This window comes from Mycobacterium sp. OAS707, from assembly GCF_014873705.1.
Lineage (GTDB): Bacteria > Actinomycetota > Actinomycetes > Mycobacteriales > Mycobacteriaceae > Mycobacterium.
This window is the reverse complement of the sequence record NZ_JADBDS010000002.1, coordinates 797,875-814,709: the sequence shown is the minus strand read 5'-3', so window position 1 is coordinate 814,709 and position 16,835 is coordinate 797,875. Positions and strand designations below refer to the sequence as shown.

The 16,835-nt window shown below is 64.5% G+C and carries 16 protein-coding genes and 1 pseudogene; 7 read left to right on the top strand and 10 right to left on the bottom strand.

The window, feature by feature from the left end; all coding sequences use genetic code 11:
• Window positions 1-21: 21 nt before the first annotated feature.
• Window positions 22-1,179 carry a calcium/proton exchanger gene (cax, locus tag GGC64_RS14775; RefSeq protein WP_192723245.1) on the bottom strand — a complete coding sequence of 386 codons (1,158 nt, stop codon included), beginning with the start codon at window positions 1,177-1,179 and terminating at the stop codon, window positions 22-24.
• A 269-nt stretch (window positions 1,180-1,448) separates the two neighbouring features.
• Between cax and GGC64_RS14770 the strand changes: the two genes are divergently transcribed.
• Together GGC64_RS14770 and GGC64_RS14765 are read left to right on the top strand one after the other, a co-directional pair.
• Window positions 1,449-2,351: a hypothetical protein gene (locus tag GGC64_RS14770; protein ID WP_192723244.1), complete on the top strand. Its 903-nt coding sequence runs from the start codon at window positions 1,449-1,451 to the stop codon at window positions 2,349-2,351.
• A 90-nt stretch (window positions 2,352-2,441) separates the two neighbouring features.
• Complete coding sequence (locus GGC64_RS14765; RefSeq protein WP_370582108.1) at window positions 2,442-4,148, top strand: serine/threonine-protein kinase; 1,707 nt, start codon at window positions 2,442-2,444, stop codon at window positions 4,146-4,148.
• Here GGC64_RS14765 and GGC64_RS14760 read toward each other — a convergent pair.
• The 3 genes from GGC64_RS14760 to GGC64_RS14750 form a co-directional block, all read right to left on the bottom strand.
• The gene (locus GGC64_RS14760; RefSeq protein WP_192723243.1) at window positions 4,145-4,996 is read right to left on the bottom strand and encodes a hypothetical protein; all 852 of its coding nucleotides are present in this window, start codon (window positions 4,994-4,996) and stop codon (window positions 4,145-4,147) included. The two genes, GGC64_RS14765 and GGC64_RS14760, sit on opposite strands and share 4 nt — an antisense overlap.
• The gene (locus GGC64_RS35155; protein WP_192723242.1) at window positions 4,977-5,588 is read right to left on the bottom strand and encodes a hypothetical protein; all 612 of its coding nucleotides are present in this window, start codon (window positions 5,586-5,588) and stop codon (window positions 4,977-4,979) included. The genes GGC64_RS14760 and GGC64_RS35155 overlap by 20 nt, the downstream gene beginning before the upstream one ends.
• Window positions 5,589-6,010: 422 nt before the next feature.
• Entirely contained in the window at window positions 6,011-6,316 is a 306-nt protein-coding gene (locus GGC64_RS14750) for a DUF732 domain-containing protein (RefSeq protein WP_192723241.1), read from the bottom strand.
• Window positions 6,317-6,443: 127 nt separating this feature from the next.
• On the opposite strand from GGC64_RS14750, the gene GGC64_RS14745 reads away from it, so the two are divergent.
• From GGC64_RS14745 to GGC64_RS14735, 3 genes are all read left to right on the top strand, one after another.
• Window positions 6,444-7,778 (top strand): serine/threonine-protein kinase, encoded by a 1,335-nt coding sequence (locus GGC64_RS14745; RefSeq protein WP_192723240.1) that lies wholly within the window; start codon window positions 6,444-6,446, stop codon window positions 7,776-7,778.
• Between the two features lie 68 nt (window positions 7,779-7,846).
• Window positions 7,847-8,020, top strand: a complete 174-nt coding sequence (locus tag GGC64_RS14740) for a hypothetical protein (RefSeq protein ID WP_192723946.1) — start codon at window positions 7,847-7,849, stop codon at window positions 8,018-8,020.
• Window positions 8,021-8,296: 276 nt separating this feature from the next.
• Window positions 8,297-8,653, top strand: a complete 357-nt coding sequence (locus tag GGC64_RS14735) for a hypothetical protein (RefSeq protein ID WP_192723239.1) — start codon at window positions 8,297-8,299, stop codon at window positions 8,651-8,653.
• Window positions 8,654-8,744: 91 nt separating this feature from the next.
• Here GGC64_RS14735 and GGC64_RS14730 read toward each other — a convergent pair whose 3' ends face one another.
• Window positions 8,745-11,597, bottom strand: a complete 2,853-nt coding sequence (locus tag GGC64_RS14730) for an MMPL family RND transporter (RefSeq protein WP_192723238.1) — start codon at window positions 11,595-11,597, stop codon at window positions 8,745-8,747.
• A 150-nt stretch (window positions 11,598-11,747) separates the two neighbouring features.
• Between GGC64_RS14730 and GGC64_RS14725 the strand changes: the two genes are divergently transcribed.
• Window positions 11,748-12,014: a YdeI/OmpD-associated family protein gene (locus GGC64_RS14725; protein WP_192723237.1), complete on the top strand. Its 267-nt coding sequence runs from the start codon at window positions 11,748-11,750 to the stop codon at window positions 12,012-12,014.
• 4 nt (window positions 12,015-12,018) lie between these two features.
• Here GGC64_RS14725 and GGC64_RS14720 read toward each other — a convergent pair whose 3' ends face one another.
• The 4 genes and pseudogenes from GGC64_RS14720 to GGC64_RS14705 form a co-directional block, all read right to left on the bottom strand.
• Window positions 12,019-12,396, bottom strand: a complete 378-nt coding sequence (locus tag GGC64_RS14720) for an SHOCT domain-containing protein (RefSeq protein WP_192723236.1) — start codon at window positions 12,394-12,396, stop codon at window positions 12,019-12,021.
• A gap of 39 nt (window positions 12,397-12,435) precedes the next feature.
• A complete protein-coding gene (locus tag GGC64_RS14715; protein ID WP_192723235.1) occupies window positions 12,436-13,404 on the bottom strand; it encodes an aldo/keto reductase in 969 nt (322 codons plus the stop codon).
• A 138-nt stretch (window positions 13,405-13,542) separates the two neighbouring features.
• Window positions 13,543-14,277, bottom strand: a pseudogene (locus GGC64_RS35295) (NHL repeat-containing protein); the annotation flags it as partial.
• 783 nt (window positions 14,278-15,060) lie between these two features.
• Window positions 15,061-15,672, bottom strand: coding sequence for an isochorismatase family cysteine hydrolase (locus GGC64_RS14705; RefSeq protein ID WP_225951744.1), 612 nt, complete (start codon window positions 15,670-15,672; stop codon window positions 15,061-15,063).
• 74 nt (window positions 15,673-15,746) lie between these two features.
• Here GGC64_RS14705 and GGC64_RS14700 point away from each other — a divergent pair, with 74 nt between their 5' ends.
• Entirely contained in the window at window positions 15,747-16,157 is a 411-nt protein-coding gene (locus GGC64_RS14700) for a hypothetical protein (RefSeq protein ID WP_192723232.1), read from the top strand.
• A gap of 7 nt (window positions 16,158-16,164) precedes the next feature.
• Here GGC64_RS14700 and GGC64_RS14695 read toward each other — a convergent pair whose 3' ends face one another.
• Complete coding sequence (locus tag GGC64_RS14695; protein WP_192723231.1) at window positions 16,165-16,500, bottom strand: hypothetical protein; 336 nt, start codon at window positions 16,498-16,500, stop codon at window positions 16,165-16,167.
• Window positions 16,501-16,835: the final 335 nt, after the last annotated feature.

Here is a 16,835-nt window from a genome sequence, read left to right as displayed (position 1 = left end):
AGAATAAGCCAGCAGCTGCGGTCAGCCCCACCAGAACGACGTAGCGATCGCCACATAGAGCGCGATGAGCACCGCTCCTTCGAACCAGGTCGACTCGCCGTCGAAGATAACCAGCACCGCGACCAACGCCGACATGATCATCGACGCCAACAGCAGCGGCGAGAACACCAGATCGAAACCGGGCTGACCAAGCCAGACCGCCGCCAGGCAGACAATCGGGGCGATGGTCAGCGCGATCTGCACGGGCGACTGCACGATCACCTGCACCGCGTAGTCCATCTGGTTCTTGGCGGCCAACTGAATGCCAACGAAGTTCTCCACCGCGTTGCCGGCGATGGCCACGATCACCAGACCGGCGAAAACCTCGTTGATGCCCGCTGCGCGCATCGCCGGCTCCAGGGCGGCGACGAACCATTCCGACACAAATGCCGCACCGATACCGGCGGCGCCCAGCATGCCGATGGCCATCGCCAGCGGCCACTCGCCGTGTGCTGTCGCCACACTGGCGGCCTTGGCCGAATCGGGGCTCGCCACAATGGGTGACGACGCTCTGGCGGGATCGTGAGCTGTGTGCGTCGATGGGTCTGAAGACCGCTTGCCTAGCATGGCCGGCAGCGAGAGTCCGAACAGGACCAACATGACGATGGAGACGACGACAGACACCGCCCGCTCATGCTGCTGCGCCGGGGAGTGGATGGCAGCGGTCAGCGACGGGATTGCGAGGATGAACACCGCGAGAGTGAACATCAGTCCGAGGGTGCGCCCATCGTCGGCGGCGAAGCGCTGACGGCCGTGCTTGATACCGCCCACCACGAATGCCAGCCCCAGCACCAGCAGGACGTTGGACAGAATCGAGCCGACGATGGTGGCCTTCACCACGTCGTAAAGGCCTGCTTTGAGTGCGAACAGGATGACGAACAGCTCAGGCAGGTTCCCCAGCGCCGTCTGCAATATCCCAGTCGCGTTGGGCCCGAGCCGGTCTCCGAGGGCCTCGACCGATCGGCCGACCAGAGATGCCAGCGTGGCCAGCGCAAGCGCGGACACAATGAACGCCAGCACTGCGTTCATGTGGGCGAAGTGCAGAACTCCGGCGGCCGCAGCCGCGACAACCGTGATGGTGATCATGATGCGGTCGCGCCGGGTCAGCAGCGGGAGCTGTTCGGTATGGGTGGTCGTCACACGCCTCTCCTGTTCTGATCGCGCCGAACTTTTCCAGAATCGAACGGTCCGCGTTGAAAAACACGCTGAGACCGCGCCGGCGACCCAGCTGTGTCGGGATCCATTGTGGGAGTGGGAAACAACAGAGCTCCCGTACTTCGGCTGATCGTTGAGGCTTCGACGCCCGCGTCAGTAAGGCGTGCCGGGTCACCTGTGCCGTCGCAGCGAAATGCGTGCTGGGTGCCGCGGGCGGCGCTTATTCTTGGTCTCTGACCTGGGGGGTGGGGGTGATGGCGCTCCGAAAATATGAGCAACGGCTCGCGTCGCAGCTGTCATCGGAGCTGGGCGAGCCGATTCTGCGCTGCATCGCGCTCAACGCCGCAACCATGCACGACAGGATGCGCTTGGACAGCTTTACTCCGTTGTGGCGGCCGTCGCTGATCGTCAACGGGCAGCCACAGGCTCGACTGCCACAGACAATGTTTCTCATCCTCACACCGACGCGAATTCTGATTACCGACACCGACCGAGGCATGACCGGTTACCGGCCGATCGGGTCACCGATACTCACCCTTGCCCGAGGGGATGCCGAAATAACGACCGTCCGGGACGATGACGGCTTGTGGTTGTACCACCTCAAATCTCGTGCCCAGTCGGCAGAATTGGACTTGGAACTCGGCTCAAGCGGCATCGCGGCCGAACTGGCCGGCCAGCTGCAGGAGTTCTCGGTGACACAGGCCGGGGCCCACGCGGTATCGGCGCCACCCGACTCTGCGGTGGCATCGCAGATGCTCGAAAATCGTCGAAGTTGGCGCACCAAGTCATACCGGATGTCGGCGGCCCTTGGCGTTGCTCTTTCGTTGCTGCTCTTCGGCTTTGGCGCATATCAGGTCTACGGCTACCACGTCGGTATGCCGACGCGGGCCACGATAGTCAGTTGCAGTCACACCGCGAAGCGCGCCCGAAGCTGTCGGGGCACATGGACTCTCGAAGAGAAGACCCACACGGGCCAAATCTGGGGTGACACTCACGGTGTGCAGGACGGTTCAGTGCTCGACGTCCATGTGTACAACGGCTGGGCGTTTGCGCCGGGCATCCCAAAGTGGCCGTTTATTGGAGGAGCGATATGCGCAGTCATGGCGGCCGTGCTGTTCATTCCCAACAGGCGGCGACGACGGTCCGCCGGGCTGTGAAGGACCCCGATGACCTGTGGAGCCGATCGAACAAGGCGCACGCCGAGCAATCGGTCGATAGCATGCTGAGCGTGCTAAGGCCGTTCCTCGGTGGATGAAGAACTCTTCGGGCGTTATCGGCTGATCAGCCTGATCGGCCAGGGCGGCATGGGTCAGGTGTACCGGGCTCACGACACGGAAATCGGGCGCGACGTCGCGATCAAGGTGTTGCCCGCCAATCTGCTTGGCGAACGCGGGTACGTGCAGCGTTTCCGGCGCGAGGCCTACACGGTGGCGCGACTGAACGAACCGCACATCATCCCGATCTATGACACGGGCGAGATAGACGGTCGGCTGTATCTCGTGATGCCGATAGTCGAAGGAATCGATCTGCACACGTCGCTGGCCGAGCGCGGGCCGATGACCCCCGAGCTCGCGGTCAAAGTGATCGAACAGGTTGCCGCCGCACTGGATACGGCCCACTCGCACGGGCTCGTGCACCGCGACGTCAAACCGTCCAACATGCTGATGACGCCCTCCGAATTCGTCTACCTGATCGATTTCGGCATCGCCCACGACGAATCCGACACCAGGATCACGCAGACCGGCTCGGTGCTGGGCACCGTGGCGTACATGGCCCCCGAGCGGTTCACCACCGGCCACGCCGACGCGCGCGCCGATATCTACGCGCTCGCTTGTGTGCTGCACGAATGCCTGACCGGGAAGGCGCCGTACCCCGGTAACAGCCTCGAGCACGTGATGGCCGGACACATGACCAAGGATCCGCCGCGCCCGACGTCGGTGAACCCCGCGGTCCCCGCCGCCTTCGACTCGGTGATCGCCAGGGGCATGGCCAAAGATCCGCAGCAGCGCTATCAGAGCGCGTCCGAACTCGCCGCGGCCGCCCGCGCAGCGCTGTCCAACCAGGTGTCCCCGCTTCCGCCGAGTTCGGGGGCGGCCACCACGATTGTGGAGCCATCCCCGGATGACGCGGCCACACTGGTACACCCCTCCTCGCAGTCCACCGAAGACTTGCGAACCGTGCTCGCGCCTAGGCCCACGCCCTCCGCCGCTGCCCGTCAGCCAAGCGCGTCACGTTCGCCGACGATTGCCTCGGCAATCGCGGCCGCACTGGCGTTGGCCGCTGTCGCGGTCGCCCTCGTCGGCCTTGGTTCCGTCCCGACCGGCGGCGACCTGGCGCCCGGCGCCGTGACCATCAACGGCAACGACCCCAAGAGCAACCACGAGGTACCCGTCGACCTTTCGAAACCGATCCCCGTCGGGGTCACCACCGCCGGTGCCGACTCGGTCGCACTGTCGGTCGATGTCCTCGGCTTCTCAGTCGGACGTCGCGAGGCGCAACTGGGTCCCGGGGGTGGTGCGGTTGTCCCGCCGCCGGTCAACCGTTATGTGTTGGCGGGCAACTTGCCTGCCGAAATCACCGTGCTGCGTGATAACACCCCAATCGGCGCAGAACGAATCACGTTGAGCAGCAAGCAATCTGCGGTTACCACCGCGCTGGCGGCCGCGACGGGAATTGTCGTGCTGATTGCGGGCGCCTACCTCGAGTCCCACCTGCGGGTGCTGCGCCGAGGGCGTGAGCGTCCTTCATCCGTGGTGGCCGTGCCGTTGTTCGCAGCGGCGCTGGCCGCCGCCGTCGTCGCCGCTGCGTGGATCTTGCTCGGTGAGCCCCCCACCGTCGCCACCCTGATCGTGTCTGCAGGCCTCGGTGCGGGCGCGGGTTTGGCCGCCGCGATCGCGGCGGGCCAGCGGGGCCGTCGGGTACGCGACGAACGGGCGCGCGGCAGCCGCCGTTAAGCCTCGGACCGGGTTTCGTCGACGAGCGTCGCGTCAGAGTCGACCGCCGCTACGACTGCCGTGTCTCCATCCGACTCGACGTAAACGTCGTCCTCGTCCTCCTCTTCGTCCGACGGCGTCGGCGAGAAGTAGCCGAGCACGAAGAACGTCGCGGCGGTGATGCCGGCCGCCAGCAGCCAGGTCCCCGTGCTTGGTACCCACCAGCGGGCAACGGACGCCGAGAACGCAAGCACCAGCCCGATACCGATACCGGGGGTCAGCAGCCGAAGCCCGCGGCGCCAACGGTTTTGGGACACCTTGTGGCGGGCGATCGCGATGGCAGCATCGACGGTGGCAAGCGTCGTGAGTACGAGCAGTGCCAAGCCCAGCAAGCCGTATACCGACCATAGCGAGCCGCGGACATCTGCGACCATGTGCACCACCGCGACCGTGTCGTGGGCGTGGTTGCGCACGACCAACTGCGTTTCGATGAGGCCAGTCGCCTGATGCTTGAGGTCGGTGAGGTCGAGTTGGTAATGCACGGTGCCGCTGGCGCCCGGTGCGACGGTCAGTTCGACGCCCGTCGCGAAACTGAAGAACGTCAGGCCGAGCACGCGGCCGACCAACTGCACCGAGGAGATCTCGATCGGATCCGTCCCGTGGTTCGCCACATCTACGGTGACGTCGATGACCCTGTCGGGGTACAGCGGGATCGGCTCGGCGCTCGCACCGATGGCCACATCGTGGCCGTCGAGAGTCGCGTGAATGATGACCGGGTTGTCCTGGGCGTGCGCGCTTGGTGCGCCGATGAGGATCGTCGCGGCCGCAAGGACCACGACCGCGACGGCGCTACGCGCCCGCCGCCACACGCTCTTTCTTTCGCACAGTCATCTGCGATGCGATCCGATTGCCGTATATCCAGCATCCGCACGCCATGAACAGCACGATGAGCGTCAGCGCCTGGGTACCCGGCTCCGCGCTGCTGGTGAACAGCACACGGGGCATTGGTGTTGATACCGGGGCGGGCGGTGCCGACGGCGGCGGCGGAAGCAACGGAATCTCAACGGGCGCCGGCGCGACGGGCACAACGGACGGAGCGACATCCACGGGTAGTACATCGTGAGGCTGCGTGTCGACAGGAATGCTGGGTTGGTAAACCTCGATCACCGGTGGCGGGATCCTGACCGGAGGTGGTGGTGGAGGAGCCGTCTGCACAACGGTTTGCGCGTTGATGATCGCCGGAGGCGGCAACTTCACCGTGGGGATCGTGGGCTGGGCACCGTGCGAACCGCCGTTCTTGTTCGACGATCCACCGCTCGGACCGGCGACTGTCACGTCGCACCGACCATCACAGCCCGGTGCGGCGGAGGCGAGCGGAGCTCCGCCAGCCAGAATGCTCACCGCAACGGCGATTGCACCGATCGCAAGGGGATGACGGACGACGGAAATGGCTGAGCTCATTGGTCCCCCTCTCGCGCGACGACTCCGGCCAACGGCCGCAGCCGCTTTGCGCGCTCCCCAAAATGCGTAGGTCGGATTGTACTCCGGTCTGACACGCTGGAAAGTGGAGATGACCAGCAGTTTTTGGTACACGATGCTCCTTCAGTGCCGACGCCCCGACCGGTAGGTGAAGCGTGCGGCAGCGGCCTTGGGGAATTCTTGGAACCCTCGTCAGGCCGTCCGAGCAACGATGAAGTCAGGAGTGGCACTGGCGGTTACCGCCTTGACGCCGGCCGTTCTCGGTCTGGCCGGACATGAATGTCTGCCACAACTACCACTATTCGCCGATGGGTGGATACGGCGATTTTCTGCCCGCGCCGGTATTGCTGGAATCGGTTCTCCGACAACTCCCAGGCGATCGCGACTAGCCCCGTATGCGCGCTTCAGGTCGTTGGGGGGCGGTCTGGACAGAAGTAGATCTGCGCACCGGCAATGATGTAGTTGGACAGGTTCTCGTTCTTCGTCGCGAGGTCCAACTTCTGCGCCACAGTAGTCAGATCGACGCCGCGGGCCTTCTGAGCGCACGCGTCTCGGGCGAGCGCGGTGAGGGCGGTGCAGTCGCCGGTGAAACCCACGCCGGCCATGCTCCGGCAGAAATCGTTCTCGGGGGTGGCGGCAGCATCCGGCGCGCCTAGCAGTGCGCCGACTATCGCCGCCACCAGCAATGTGGTTTTCGCAAGCATGGTCATATTGAGTCCGTCCTACCGCTGCTTACCCACTTGGTGCGAGCGGCACGCAGGAGGCGGCGCATTTTGAGATGCGGGTGTTACCAGCGCGCGACCCGTCATCGCGGGTTGACGCCGATAGGATCCCGACATGTCGTTAGTAGCCGGCCAGACATTCGCCGGGTACACGATTCTGCAGCGGCTGGGTTCAGGCGCGATGGGGGAGGTCTACCTCGTCGAGCACCCGCGGTTGCCGCGGCGCGATGCGTTGAAGGTGCTCGCGCAGCAGGTATCGGATGATCCGACGTATCGCGAACGCTTCAACCGCGAAGCACAGAACGCCGCCACGCTCTCGCACCCGAACATCGTCGCCATCTACGACCGCGGTGAGCATGAGGGCCAGTTGTGGATATCGATGGCCTACGTCGAAGGCATCGACGCTGGCCGGTTATTGCAGGAGCGATACCGCAAGGGCATGCCGCCCGACGAAGTCGTCCGGATCGTCACCGCGGTGGCCGACGCGCTCGACTACGCCCATCAACGCCAGCTGCTTCACCGTGACGTCAAACCGGGGAACATCCTTCTGGCCGAGTTGGATTCCGGTGGCTGGCGCGCGATGCTGGCCGACTTCGGCATCGCCAGACGGGTCGACGATTCCAGCTCATTGACGCAGACCAACATGGCGGTCGGCACCGTGGCCTACGCGGCACCCGAGCAGTTGATGGGTCTGACACTCGACGGCCGTGCTGACCAATACTCGCTTGCGGCAACGGCTTTCGAGCTCTTGACCGGTTCGCTCCTGTACCAGGATCCGAACCCTGCCGTGGTGATCAGTCAGCACCTTTCCGCACCGCCGCCCGAGATCGCCAAGCGCAAACCAGAGCTTTCCGGCCTCGGCCCGGTGCTGTCCAAAGCGCTCGCCAAGTCGCCCGACGATCGCTACGGCACGTGCAAGGACTTCGCGAACGCTCTTGCCCGGCATCTCAACGTCACCGTGGATGAGCTTGGCGCCAGCGAACCGACGTTGGATGCCGTTGCGGTTGCACGCCGTCGCCGAACAGAGCCGGGAAACCGAAGGCGGACGCTGCTGATCGCTTCGGCGATGCTGGCTGCGGTGCTGATCGTCGGGGGAGTTGCGGCCGTCATGCTGGCCGGGCGTCACCAAAACCAGGCCGCCCCGCCGAGTCCGACCGCGCCGCCAGTGCCTGTGGTGCTCGTCGGCGCCGACTGCGCAGTCCTGGGGGCCGCCGGCGTCACCGAGACCGGCCAGAAGGCGTACTGCGCACGTTTGCCGTCAACCGGCGACACCATGTGGTCCCTGGTCTCCGGCGTCGTTCCGACACCGACTGTCTCCAAAGGCCCAACCGACCCCGTCTACCCCGCGGGCATTGAACAACAGGTCGAAGTCTGTATCCAGCAGACCGGCCAGACACGCCTCGAGTGCCGCGAGGACATTCGGCGGGGAAATCTGTCCGGGCCGCCGTAAACCAGTGCTTGCACGGTCAAACATCAACCGACCGTGTGGCCGCTGTGTTCGAATGTGCTATCGCGACGATGAGAGGGGACGACATGGGCGACGGCGAGAAGTATCACGTAGATCCATCAGGTGACCCGAATCCCGGCGGGGACGATCACGCCCTGCCGGAGGACGCCAAAGGGCCTCATCCGCTGGCCGACCCCGCCAACGACCCGACTCCCGGCCGGCCGGGCCACGCCAAAGACGACTGACAGTCCAACTTGTCCCAGCTGACGTAGAACGCCAGACTCTCGGCGTTTGAGTCGCATACTCCACGGCCGCAACGGGCAACGCCGCTGCAGCCGCGGTCGCCGGCGCTCCGACCATTGATGTCCGCGCCGTCCTTACCCGGGGGATAGGAAAGTCTTCCCATTCCAGCAGTGGAATCTGGCTTGTGGGCGATTACGCGGGCGCCCGCTGACCAGCAGTATTTCTCTCAACACCACAACAGGCACCGACACCAAACTCCCCGAGAGGAATTCACCACGATGACCACTGCAGCCCCCCGCAAGCTGACCGGCCTCAAGTACGCAGCGACCGTCCTCGGCGCCTTCGGCATTCTCGCCATGGCCCCGGCGACCGCCTTCGCCGTCGACAACGAGCCGACCCCCGGCTCCGGCGGGTGCACCTACACCGACGCCGACGGTTACGACATCCCGATCGACGACGGCCAGGATGTGTTCGTCGACGGCCACATCGTCAGCTGCCGCGGGGGCAAGATCGTCATCACCACCGCGCCGCAGCGCGCTGACGGCGGCAAGGGCACCGTGAGCGGCGGTACCGGCACCGTGGGCAAGAAGCCGGTCTTCGACCGCAACCTGCCTGTGCTCGTCGCACAACGCTGACCCGCTGCATCAATCGTTCGGCCCGCCACTCTCCCTCCCCCGGTGGCGGGCCGAATCCTTTGTGCCTGAACGTCTGACCAATCGGCGGTCGCTAGCGGACGCGTTCTCTTGCGGGCGCGGGCCGCTGACGCACCACCTGCGGCCACCAGAACCACCGACCTAGCAGCGCCGCGATCGACGGAGTCATAAAGGCCCGAATCACCAAGGTGTCGAACAACAAACCCATTCCGATGGTGGTGCCGATTTGTGCGACCACGACCATCGCGCTGACCGACATCGACATCATCGTGAATGCGAACACCAGCCCGGCTGCCGTCACGACGGATCCGCTGCCGCCCATGGCGCGAATGATTCCGGTGTTGATGCCGGCGGGTAGTTCCTCTTTCATTCGCGCCACCAACAACAGGTTGTAGTCCGCGCCAACCGCCAACAGGATGATGACCGCCATCGCCATCACCATGAATTGCAACTGGATGCCAAGAAGGTGCTGCCAGAACAGAACTGACAAGCCGAACGAGGCGCCCAGTGACAGCACCACCGTGCCAACGATGACGGCGGATGCCACGACACTGCGCGTGATGAGCAGCATGATGATGAAGATCATCGTCAGCGCAGCCACGCCTGCGATCATCAGGTCGTAGGCGTTGCCGTCCTCCATGTCCTTGAACGTCGAGGCGGTGCCGCCGATGAAGACCCTGGATCCCTCGAGCGGCGTGCCCTTGATCGCTTCGAAGGTGGCGTTCTTGATGGCGTCGATGCGGTTGATGCCGTCAGCCGACAGCGGGTCTTCCTCATGGGAGATGATGAACCGAACCGCGTGGCCGTTGGGGGAGATGAAGTTGTCCATGCCGCGCTTGAAGTCTTTGTTGTCGAAGATCTCCGGCGGCAGGTAGAAGGTGTCGTCGTTGTGGGAGTCGTTGAACGCATCTCCCATCGCTGACTGATTTTCGCTCATCGCATGCTGCTGATCCTGCTGACTCGATTGGCTCGACTGCATGCTCAGCATCATGTCGCGTGCGTTGCGCATCGTCTCGATCGTCGGCGGCATCGTCGCAATCATCTGGGGCATCAGCGCATCGAGCTTGTTCAAGTCGGGCAGCAGGCTCTGGAAGTCATCCGTCATGGTGTCGACACCGTCCAACGCGTCGAACGTCGACCGCAGCGACCAACAGATCGGGATGTCGTAGCAGTGCGGTTCCCAGTACAGGTAGTTGCGAATCGGACGGAAGAAGTCGTCGAAATCGGAGATGTGGTCGCGTAATTCGGCGACATCGACCGCCATCTGGTTGGACTTGCCGACCATGCTGTGCGTGGTCGCGCTCATTTCTTCCATCAGCACGATCATCCGGTCCATCGTGTCGACGGTCTTTTGCATGTCGTTGGCCTGGACCTTCATCAGGGCCATCACGTTGTTCATGTAGTCGCGGTTCATTTCCTGGAACGTGCCGCTCATGCTCATCTGGGCCGGAATCGTGCTGAACTTCAACGGTTTACCCTCAGGGCGCGTGATCGACTGCACGCGTCCGATGCCGGGAACCTTCGTCACGTACTTGGTGATCCGCTCGATCACCAGGAAATCAGCCGAATTGCGAAGGTCGTGATCCGTTTCGACGAGCAGCATTTCGGGGTTCATCCGAGACACCGGGAAATGGCGTTCGGCCGCCGCGAAACCCTCATTCGCGGGCAGGTCGGCCGGTAGGTACTTGCGGTCGTTGTAGCTGGGCTCGTAGCCCGGCAGCGTCAACAGCCCGACCAACGCGAGGACGATCGAGGCGAGCAGGATGAAGCCCGGCCACCGCACGATCGCGGCACCGATGCGTCGCCAGAACCGGATCCGCATGGCGCGCTTGGGTTCCAGCAAGCCGAACCGGCTCGCGACGGTGATCATCGCGGGACCCAACGTCAGCGCGACGAGAACCGCGACGACCATGCCCACGGCCAGCGGCACGCCCAGTGTCTGGAAGTAGGGCAGCCGGGTGAACGACAGGCAGAACGTCGCTCCTGCGATCGTCATGCCCGACCCCAACACCACGTGGGCGGTGCCGCGGAACATCGTGTGGAAGGCCGACTCTCGGTCCTCGCCGACCGTGCGCGCCTCCTGGTAGCGCCCGATCAGGAAGATCGCATAGTCGGTCGACGCCGCGATCGCCAGAGTCACCAGGAGCTGGGTCGCGAACGTCGACAATCCGATCAGCTCGTGGTAGCCGAGAAACGCCACCACCCCGCGGGTCACCGACAGTCCCAGCATCAACATCAGCAACACGAGAACGACGGTGAAGATCGACCGATAGAAGAACAGCAGCATCGTGATGATGACGATGACGGTGACGATCTCGATGGTTCTGACGCTCTTGTTGCCTGCCGCCTCCTGGTCGGCCTGTAGCGCCGGCCCTCCTGTGACGTAGGCCTTCACTCCCGGCGGCGGACTCAACCCGTCGACGAGTTTGTGCACGGCGTTGACCGATTCGTTGCCGAGCGCCTCACCCATGTTCCCCGCGAGGTACACCTGCACGTAGGCCGCTTTGCCGTCGTCGCTCTGCGCTCCGGCCCTCGTCAGCGGGTCGCCCCAGAAGTCCTGAATATGTTGGACGTGCTTCTTGTCGGCCCGCAGCTTGGCGACCATGTCGTCGTAGAAGCGGTGCGCGTCCTCGCCGAGCGGCTTGTCACCCTCGAGGACGATCATCGCCGAGCTATCGGAATCGAACTCCTCGAAGACCTTGCCGATGCGCATCATCGCGGCGACCGACGGCGCCTCCTTCGGCGACATCGACACCGATCGCATCTCGCCGACGACCTCGAGTTGCGGCACGGCCACGTTGAGCACCGCGATCAGCGCGATCCAGCCGAGGATGATCGGGACCGCCAAGCGGCGGATCCATTTGGCTACGGCCGATCGCGGGGGCTGCTCAGCCGAGATGACGGGGTCGGTCGTCGGGGCACTCACTAGGTCGCTATCCGCTCAACGCACCAACCGGGCACCGAGGCGGGACTCCTCCCTAACGGGTCGTATTTGCCTCAGTCATACCAGAATCGGAGCCGTTTCTGTGCGCCCCGTCACGGGGGCGGGGCGCACAGCGGCAGCTACCCTGACCCCATGACCAGCCAACGAGTGCCGGGCGGAGTGGTGCACAAGCTGCCCGACGACCTGCGCAAGTCGCTGATCGCCAACACCACGGCGCTCGCCGCCTGGAAAGACATCACACCCTTGGCGCGCAACGAGTTCATCTGCTGGGTCGAGGACGCCAAGCAGGAGGCGACCCGAGCGCGCCGCATTCGCCGGACTCAGGAGGAGCTCGAGGAAGGCATGCGCCGACCCTGCTGCTGGCCGGGATGCAAACACCGCGAGCGCACCGGCAAGTAAGCGGTCAGATGCCGGCGATGATCTGCTGGCGCTTTGCGCTGTATTCGGAGTCGGAGATCGCGCCGCTGGCATGCATGCCGTCGAGTTGCTGCAGGCGTGAAGAAACCGAGGCGCCGTGCACCGGAGGCGCTACGGGCGGCGCCTGGTAACCGATGTTGTGCTGCCAGGGCTGCATCGGGCGCGCCGAGCGCTCGCCGAAGTTGAACAGCCCGAGCCGCAGCAACAGCACGACCAGACCGACACCGCCCATCGGCAGACCGAAGTACATCCAGCTGCCCGATACGCCGTACTCGCTCAGCATGACGAACCGCATCACCATCGACACTGCGAAGAGAGCGACCACCGCTCCGACCACGATCACTACGACCTTGTTGTTGTTCATGCCGCAAGTTGACACCGCGCCCGGTGCTACCGATCCCAACTAATGCCCGAGCTTCTCGCGAACACGGTCAATCAGAAAGCGGCTGGTAGAGACCGGCCGGAACGCCCTGGCGGCCGCAGTGAGCGCATCGCGCGCCTCGGGGCTGAGCTCGATGTCGGCGGCGGCGACGTTGAACTCGAGTTGTTCCACGCTGGACGCGCCTGGGATCGCGACGACGTTCGGAAGGGCGATCAGCCATGCCAGCGCGACCTGCGCCGGCTTGGCGCCGACATCTGAGGCCACGTCACGCAGCGTCTGCAGCAGCGGCTCCACGCGGCGCAGATTCTCGGTGCCGAACAGCTGGTTGACCGCCCGAACGCCCCCGGGCCGGTTGTCGATCCCGTACTTGCCGCCCAGCAGGCCCTGCGCCAGCGGGCTGTACGCGATCACGATGCGGTTCTCCTGCTCCGCGAACGGCACGATGTCTTCGAGCGCGCTCGGCTGGGCGAGGGAGAACTGCACCTGATTGCTGATCACGGGCCGTCCGAGCGCGGCATCGGCCTTCTTCCATCGATCAAGCGAGTAGTTCGAGACGCCGGCCGCGCCGATATCGCCGCTGTCGAGCAGGCTGCGCATCCCCGGCATGATCACCGAGTCGGGGACGAACGGGTTGGGCTGGTGGATCTGATAGAGCGGAATGCGGTCGACCTGCAATCGCCTGGCGCTCGCCCGTTCGCGCTGTCTGATGACCGGCGGAAACGGCGCGATCGGAAAGATCTTGCTGGCCAACGCGACTGACGACCGTTGCTCGCCGAGCGCTTCGCCGAGGATGCGCTCGCTGGCGCCCATCGCGTACACCTCTGCGGTATCGAACAGCGTCACCCCCAACGCCAGGGCGCGCTGCACGATGTCGCGGGCGACACCAGAGGAGTAGTTGTCGCCGTAACCCCATTCGCGTGAGCCGAACTGCCAGGTGCCCACACCGATCCGGCTGACGCGCCCGATTCCGTCGACGTCGAGGTACTTCATGCGCCCACCGTACTGAAATTCGAGTAGTCGACTACGCATGCCCTGCGTAGCGATCGGCGCGATGCTTTGGCTTATCAACAGCTCGGCCGCGAGCGGCGAACGCGGGGGACGCCGCTCGCGGCCGAAAATATCTCTGGCTTACGAGCCCTCCGCAATCTTGAGCACTTGGCCGAACCCGCGGGCGTCGATGACGTACAGATTGCCTGCGCCGTCCACCGCCACCTCGTGGGGTGCGTAGAGCAGGGGAGACGGCACCACGGTCTGCTTGTTCGAGCCTGCTGCGATCTTCACTATCTCTCGGTTGTCCGCGTCGATGACGTACACGTCACCCGCGCCGTCCACCGCAAGACCCTCGGCGTCCTCGATTCCGGTCACCGGCAGCACTGTCTGCTCGGTCGATCCGGCCGACAACCTCAACACCCTGTTGTCCGCGTTGACGAAGACGTCGCCAGCGGCGTCCACCGCCACGCCGCGGAGCCACTTGTCGTCGGTGAAGGGCAGCACGCTCTGTTGGTTTGATCCGGCCGCCAACTTCACCACTTTCGTGTCGTCGGTGACGTAGACGTTGCCGGCGTTATCGACCGCGACAGCCCGGGCGCGCTCGAGGCCGGTGAACTGCAGCACCGTCTGCTGATTCGACCCGGCTGCCAGCTTCAGGACCTTGGTGTCGTCGGTGACGTAGACGTTCCCGGCGGCATCGACCGCGACGCCATCAGGGCGGTTGAGGTCGGTGAACGGCAGCACGGTCTGCTCGGTCGCCCCGGCCGCCAGCTTCAGCACTCGGCCGCCTTCCCCGTCGGCGACGTAGACATCGCCTGCTGAACTCACAGCAACACCGCGCGGGTAGGTCAGGCCCGCCAATGGCAACACCGTCGGTTCTGGTCTCTTCGGCGGGACGGTCGACTCCTTCGACACGACAAACGGCAGATGTGCCTTTCCGATCTCGACAAGCGGATCAGGCATGACGGCCGCGGCCTCCACCGCGCCCCTGCCGTCAGTCATCGAAGCATCAAGCGCAAAACGGTATTTCAGCGTCACGACCGTGCCCTTGGGCATGGGCTGCACATCAGTGAAGTCGCCCAGATAGTCCATGCCGGTCCCCATCACAGGGTCTTTCAGCTTGACCCATTTTCCGGTGGCCGCGTCGAAGCGGTCGGCGGTGGCCTCGGGCAGTCCCATCGGCGAAGTCGCGCAACTGCATCGCGGCAACGCGAACACGACGCCGACTTTCGGGTAGTCGACCGGCGAGTTGTTGCACAGCGTCACATCGATTTCCGTCATCGGATCGCCTGGCTTCACAGTGCCTGACGGGACGCCGTTCATCGCGACAGAGATCCTGGCGCCGGCTGGAACCGATCGGTAGGGCTCCGCAGTGGGCAGCGGTGCGGACGCCGGGTTGATCTCACAGCCGGCGGCCTGGCCGGCTGCCGCGGCAGTGGTCGGCGCCTTGCTTGCAATGGTCGTGTCCAGCGTCGGTGTGCTCGACGAGCACGCGGCAACTGGAATCGTTGCCGCGACCGCGGCGACCATTGCCATCTTCTTAAGCCGTTGGTGGCCTAAGGCTTTCCTCATGAACGTCCCTCATCTCGTGATCGATCTCGTGAGGGTCGACACTCCCTTCCCCGACTTGGCAGATTCTTGGCGCGCTGCTGACGCCTAGGACAGCGCGCGCACGATCTCGTCTGTCGTCACCACCGCGCTCGCGTAGTTCGGAATGTTCACGTCGAGCGCGGCATGCATCTCCACATCCGAGTAGTCCGCTGTCGCGTCGCGCACCATCGTGACTTCGTAGCCGAGCTCGGCGGCATAGCGTACGGTCGCCTCCACGCAGGTGTGTGCAATCAAGCCGATGACTATCAGTTTGTGGATGCCGTGTCGCTTGAGCAGTACATCGAGGTCGGTGTTGGCGAATCCGCTGGAGCACCAATGTTCTTGGGCCACAACGTCGCCCGGTTGGGGCTCGAACTCGCTGCGCAACTTACCGCCCCAGCTGCCGTATTCAAATGTCTTGCGTCCCCAGGCCGCTCGCTGAATCGGGGCTATGTAGCGCCACGTCTCGTAATCACCAGGGCGATACCGGTGATGCAGCGCGTAGAAGACCCGAATCTCTGCTCTGCGCGCGGCATTGAGCACCTCGAGCATGTGAGGGATGCAGCTGTTGGCCTCCGCGACACCCTTCAACCGATCCCACACCTTGCCACCGTCGGAAATGAAGTCGTTGTACGGATCGATCACCACCAGGCCCGTGATGTCTTTCTCATACGTCATGTCGACCATTTCTTCTCCCGTCGCCGCCTCGGTCGCAAATAATCGTTCTACGCCGCCAGCGAATGGAGTGCACCATGAACGTCACGCCAGGCCTCGCCGCAGCCGTCGTACTCGCCGGAACTGCGGTCGGACTCGCAGGACAGGCCAACGCCGACGGCTTCAGCGGCACCTTCATCCCCAACGGACCCGGCCTGAATTCCACCTGGGTCGTCACCCCGTGCGGCCCCGACTGCGCCCGCGTCTCCGACAGCAACGGCTGGTCTGCGGAGGCTCACCCGTTTGGCGCGGTGTGGAGTTTTGTGGCAGATCTGCCGGACGGGACGAAATGCAACAACGACGGCGTGCTGCCCGGCACGGTCACGTTCCATGTGGACTCCGCGCAGAACAACGGCACGATGCTGACGACGAGTCCGGCGACCGGGTGCAGATGGGGACTCGCGCCGGGTTACTCGCAGCCGATCTTCATCACGTTGACCAGGATCTGAACGGGCGTCAGAATCCGATTCCCACGCCGAAACCGCCCCAGTAGTCGTCATCGGGATTGGGGCATGACACGTCGACGTAGACCGTCGCCAACGTCTCGCCGGTGGGTGGCTCGTGGTTGGGGTTGTGAATGGCGGTGACCTTGCACCAGTGCAGCGGGACCGACGACACACCGCTGACCCAGTTGATCTGAACGTCGTAGCCCTGGGCTTGCAGGTCGTCGACGGTGGCGTTGGCGTCCTCTGCGCCGGCGACCGGCCACACCGGCTCAGCGCCGACGGCGGGCGCGCAGACGACCGCGGCGCCAGCGAGTCCCGCGGCGAGCAATCCGTACCTGGGTGACATGGCAGTCCTCCTGACCCGCAGGGTCGGTAGTTCAAGGATGCGCCGCGCGGCTGTAACAGTTGCGGCAAACCAGCGATGAATTAGCAGAGCCGCGGCAGCTGCTGGACCGGGCCCAGCGTTGGGGGAGATGGCTGCGCATGGCAGCAGTGGCGGAGCAATCCGCCACGCTCCGTTACTAGAGGAGTCGATGCACAGATGGGTGCACCGCTTGAAATCTGCTCGAAGCGAGGCGTTGTCGCCGTTTTGGCGACAGGAGTCGTGATCTCTCTCACAGCTTTGACTGGAGGAGTCGCGCCGGCGTTCGCCAAGCCGGACACCGAGCCGGTCATCACGAC

Excerpts from the sequence above, each read along its gene's own strand:
- GGC64_RS14700 (WP_192723232.1), top strand. The coding sequence starts at position 15,747 with ATGAACGTCACGCCAGGCCTCGCCGCAGCCGTCGTACTCGCCGGAACT.
- GGC64_RS14750 (WP_192723241.1), bottom strand. The coding sequence starts at position 6,316 with ATGACCATGCTTGCGAAAACCACATTGCTGGTGGCGGCGATAGTCGGC.
- GGC64_RS35155 (WP_192723242.1), bottom strand. The coding sequence starts at position 5,588 with ATGAGCTCAGCCATTTCCGTCGTCCGTCATCCCCTTGCGATCGGTGCA.
- GGC64_RS14715 (WP_192723235.1), bottom strand. The coding sequence starts at position 13,404 with ATGAAGTACCTCGACGTCGACGGAATCGGGCGCGTCAGCCGGATCGGT.
- GGC64_RS14740 (WP_192723946.1), top strand. The coding sequence starts at position 7,847 with ATGAGAGGGGACGACATGGGCGACGGCGAGAAGTATCACGTAGATCCA.
- GGC64_RS14705 (WP_225951744.1), bottom strand. The coding sequence starts at position 15,672 with ATGACGTATGAGAAAGACATCACGGGCCTGGTGGTGATCGATCCGTAC.
- GGC64_RS14745 (WP_192723240.1), top strand. The coding sequence starts at position 6,444 with ATGTCGTTAGTAGCCGGCCAGACATTCGCCGGGTACACGATTCTGCAG.
- GGC64_RS14770 (WP_192723244.1), top strand. The coding sequence starts at position 1,449 with ATGGCGCTCCGAAAATATGAGCAACGGCTCGCGTCGCAGCTGTCATCG.
- GGC64_RS14695 (WP_192723231.1), bottom strand. The coding sequence starts at position 16,500 with ATGTCACCCAGGTACGGATTGCTCGCCGCGGGACTCGCTGGCGCCGCG.
- GGC64_RS14735 (WP_192723239.1), top strand. The coding sequence starts at position 8,297 with ATGACCACTGCAGCCCCCCGCAAGCTGACCGGCCTCAAGTACGCAGCG.
- GGC64_RS14720 (WP_192723236.1), bottom strand. The coding sequence starts at position 12,396 with ATGAACAACAACAAGGTCGTAGTGATCGTGGTCGGAGCGGTGGTCGCT.
- GGC64_RS14725 (WP_192723237.1), top strand. The coding sequence starts at position 11,748 with ATGACCAGCCAACGAGTGCCGGGCGGAGTGGTGCACAAGCTGCCCGAC.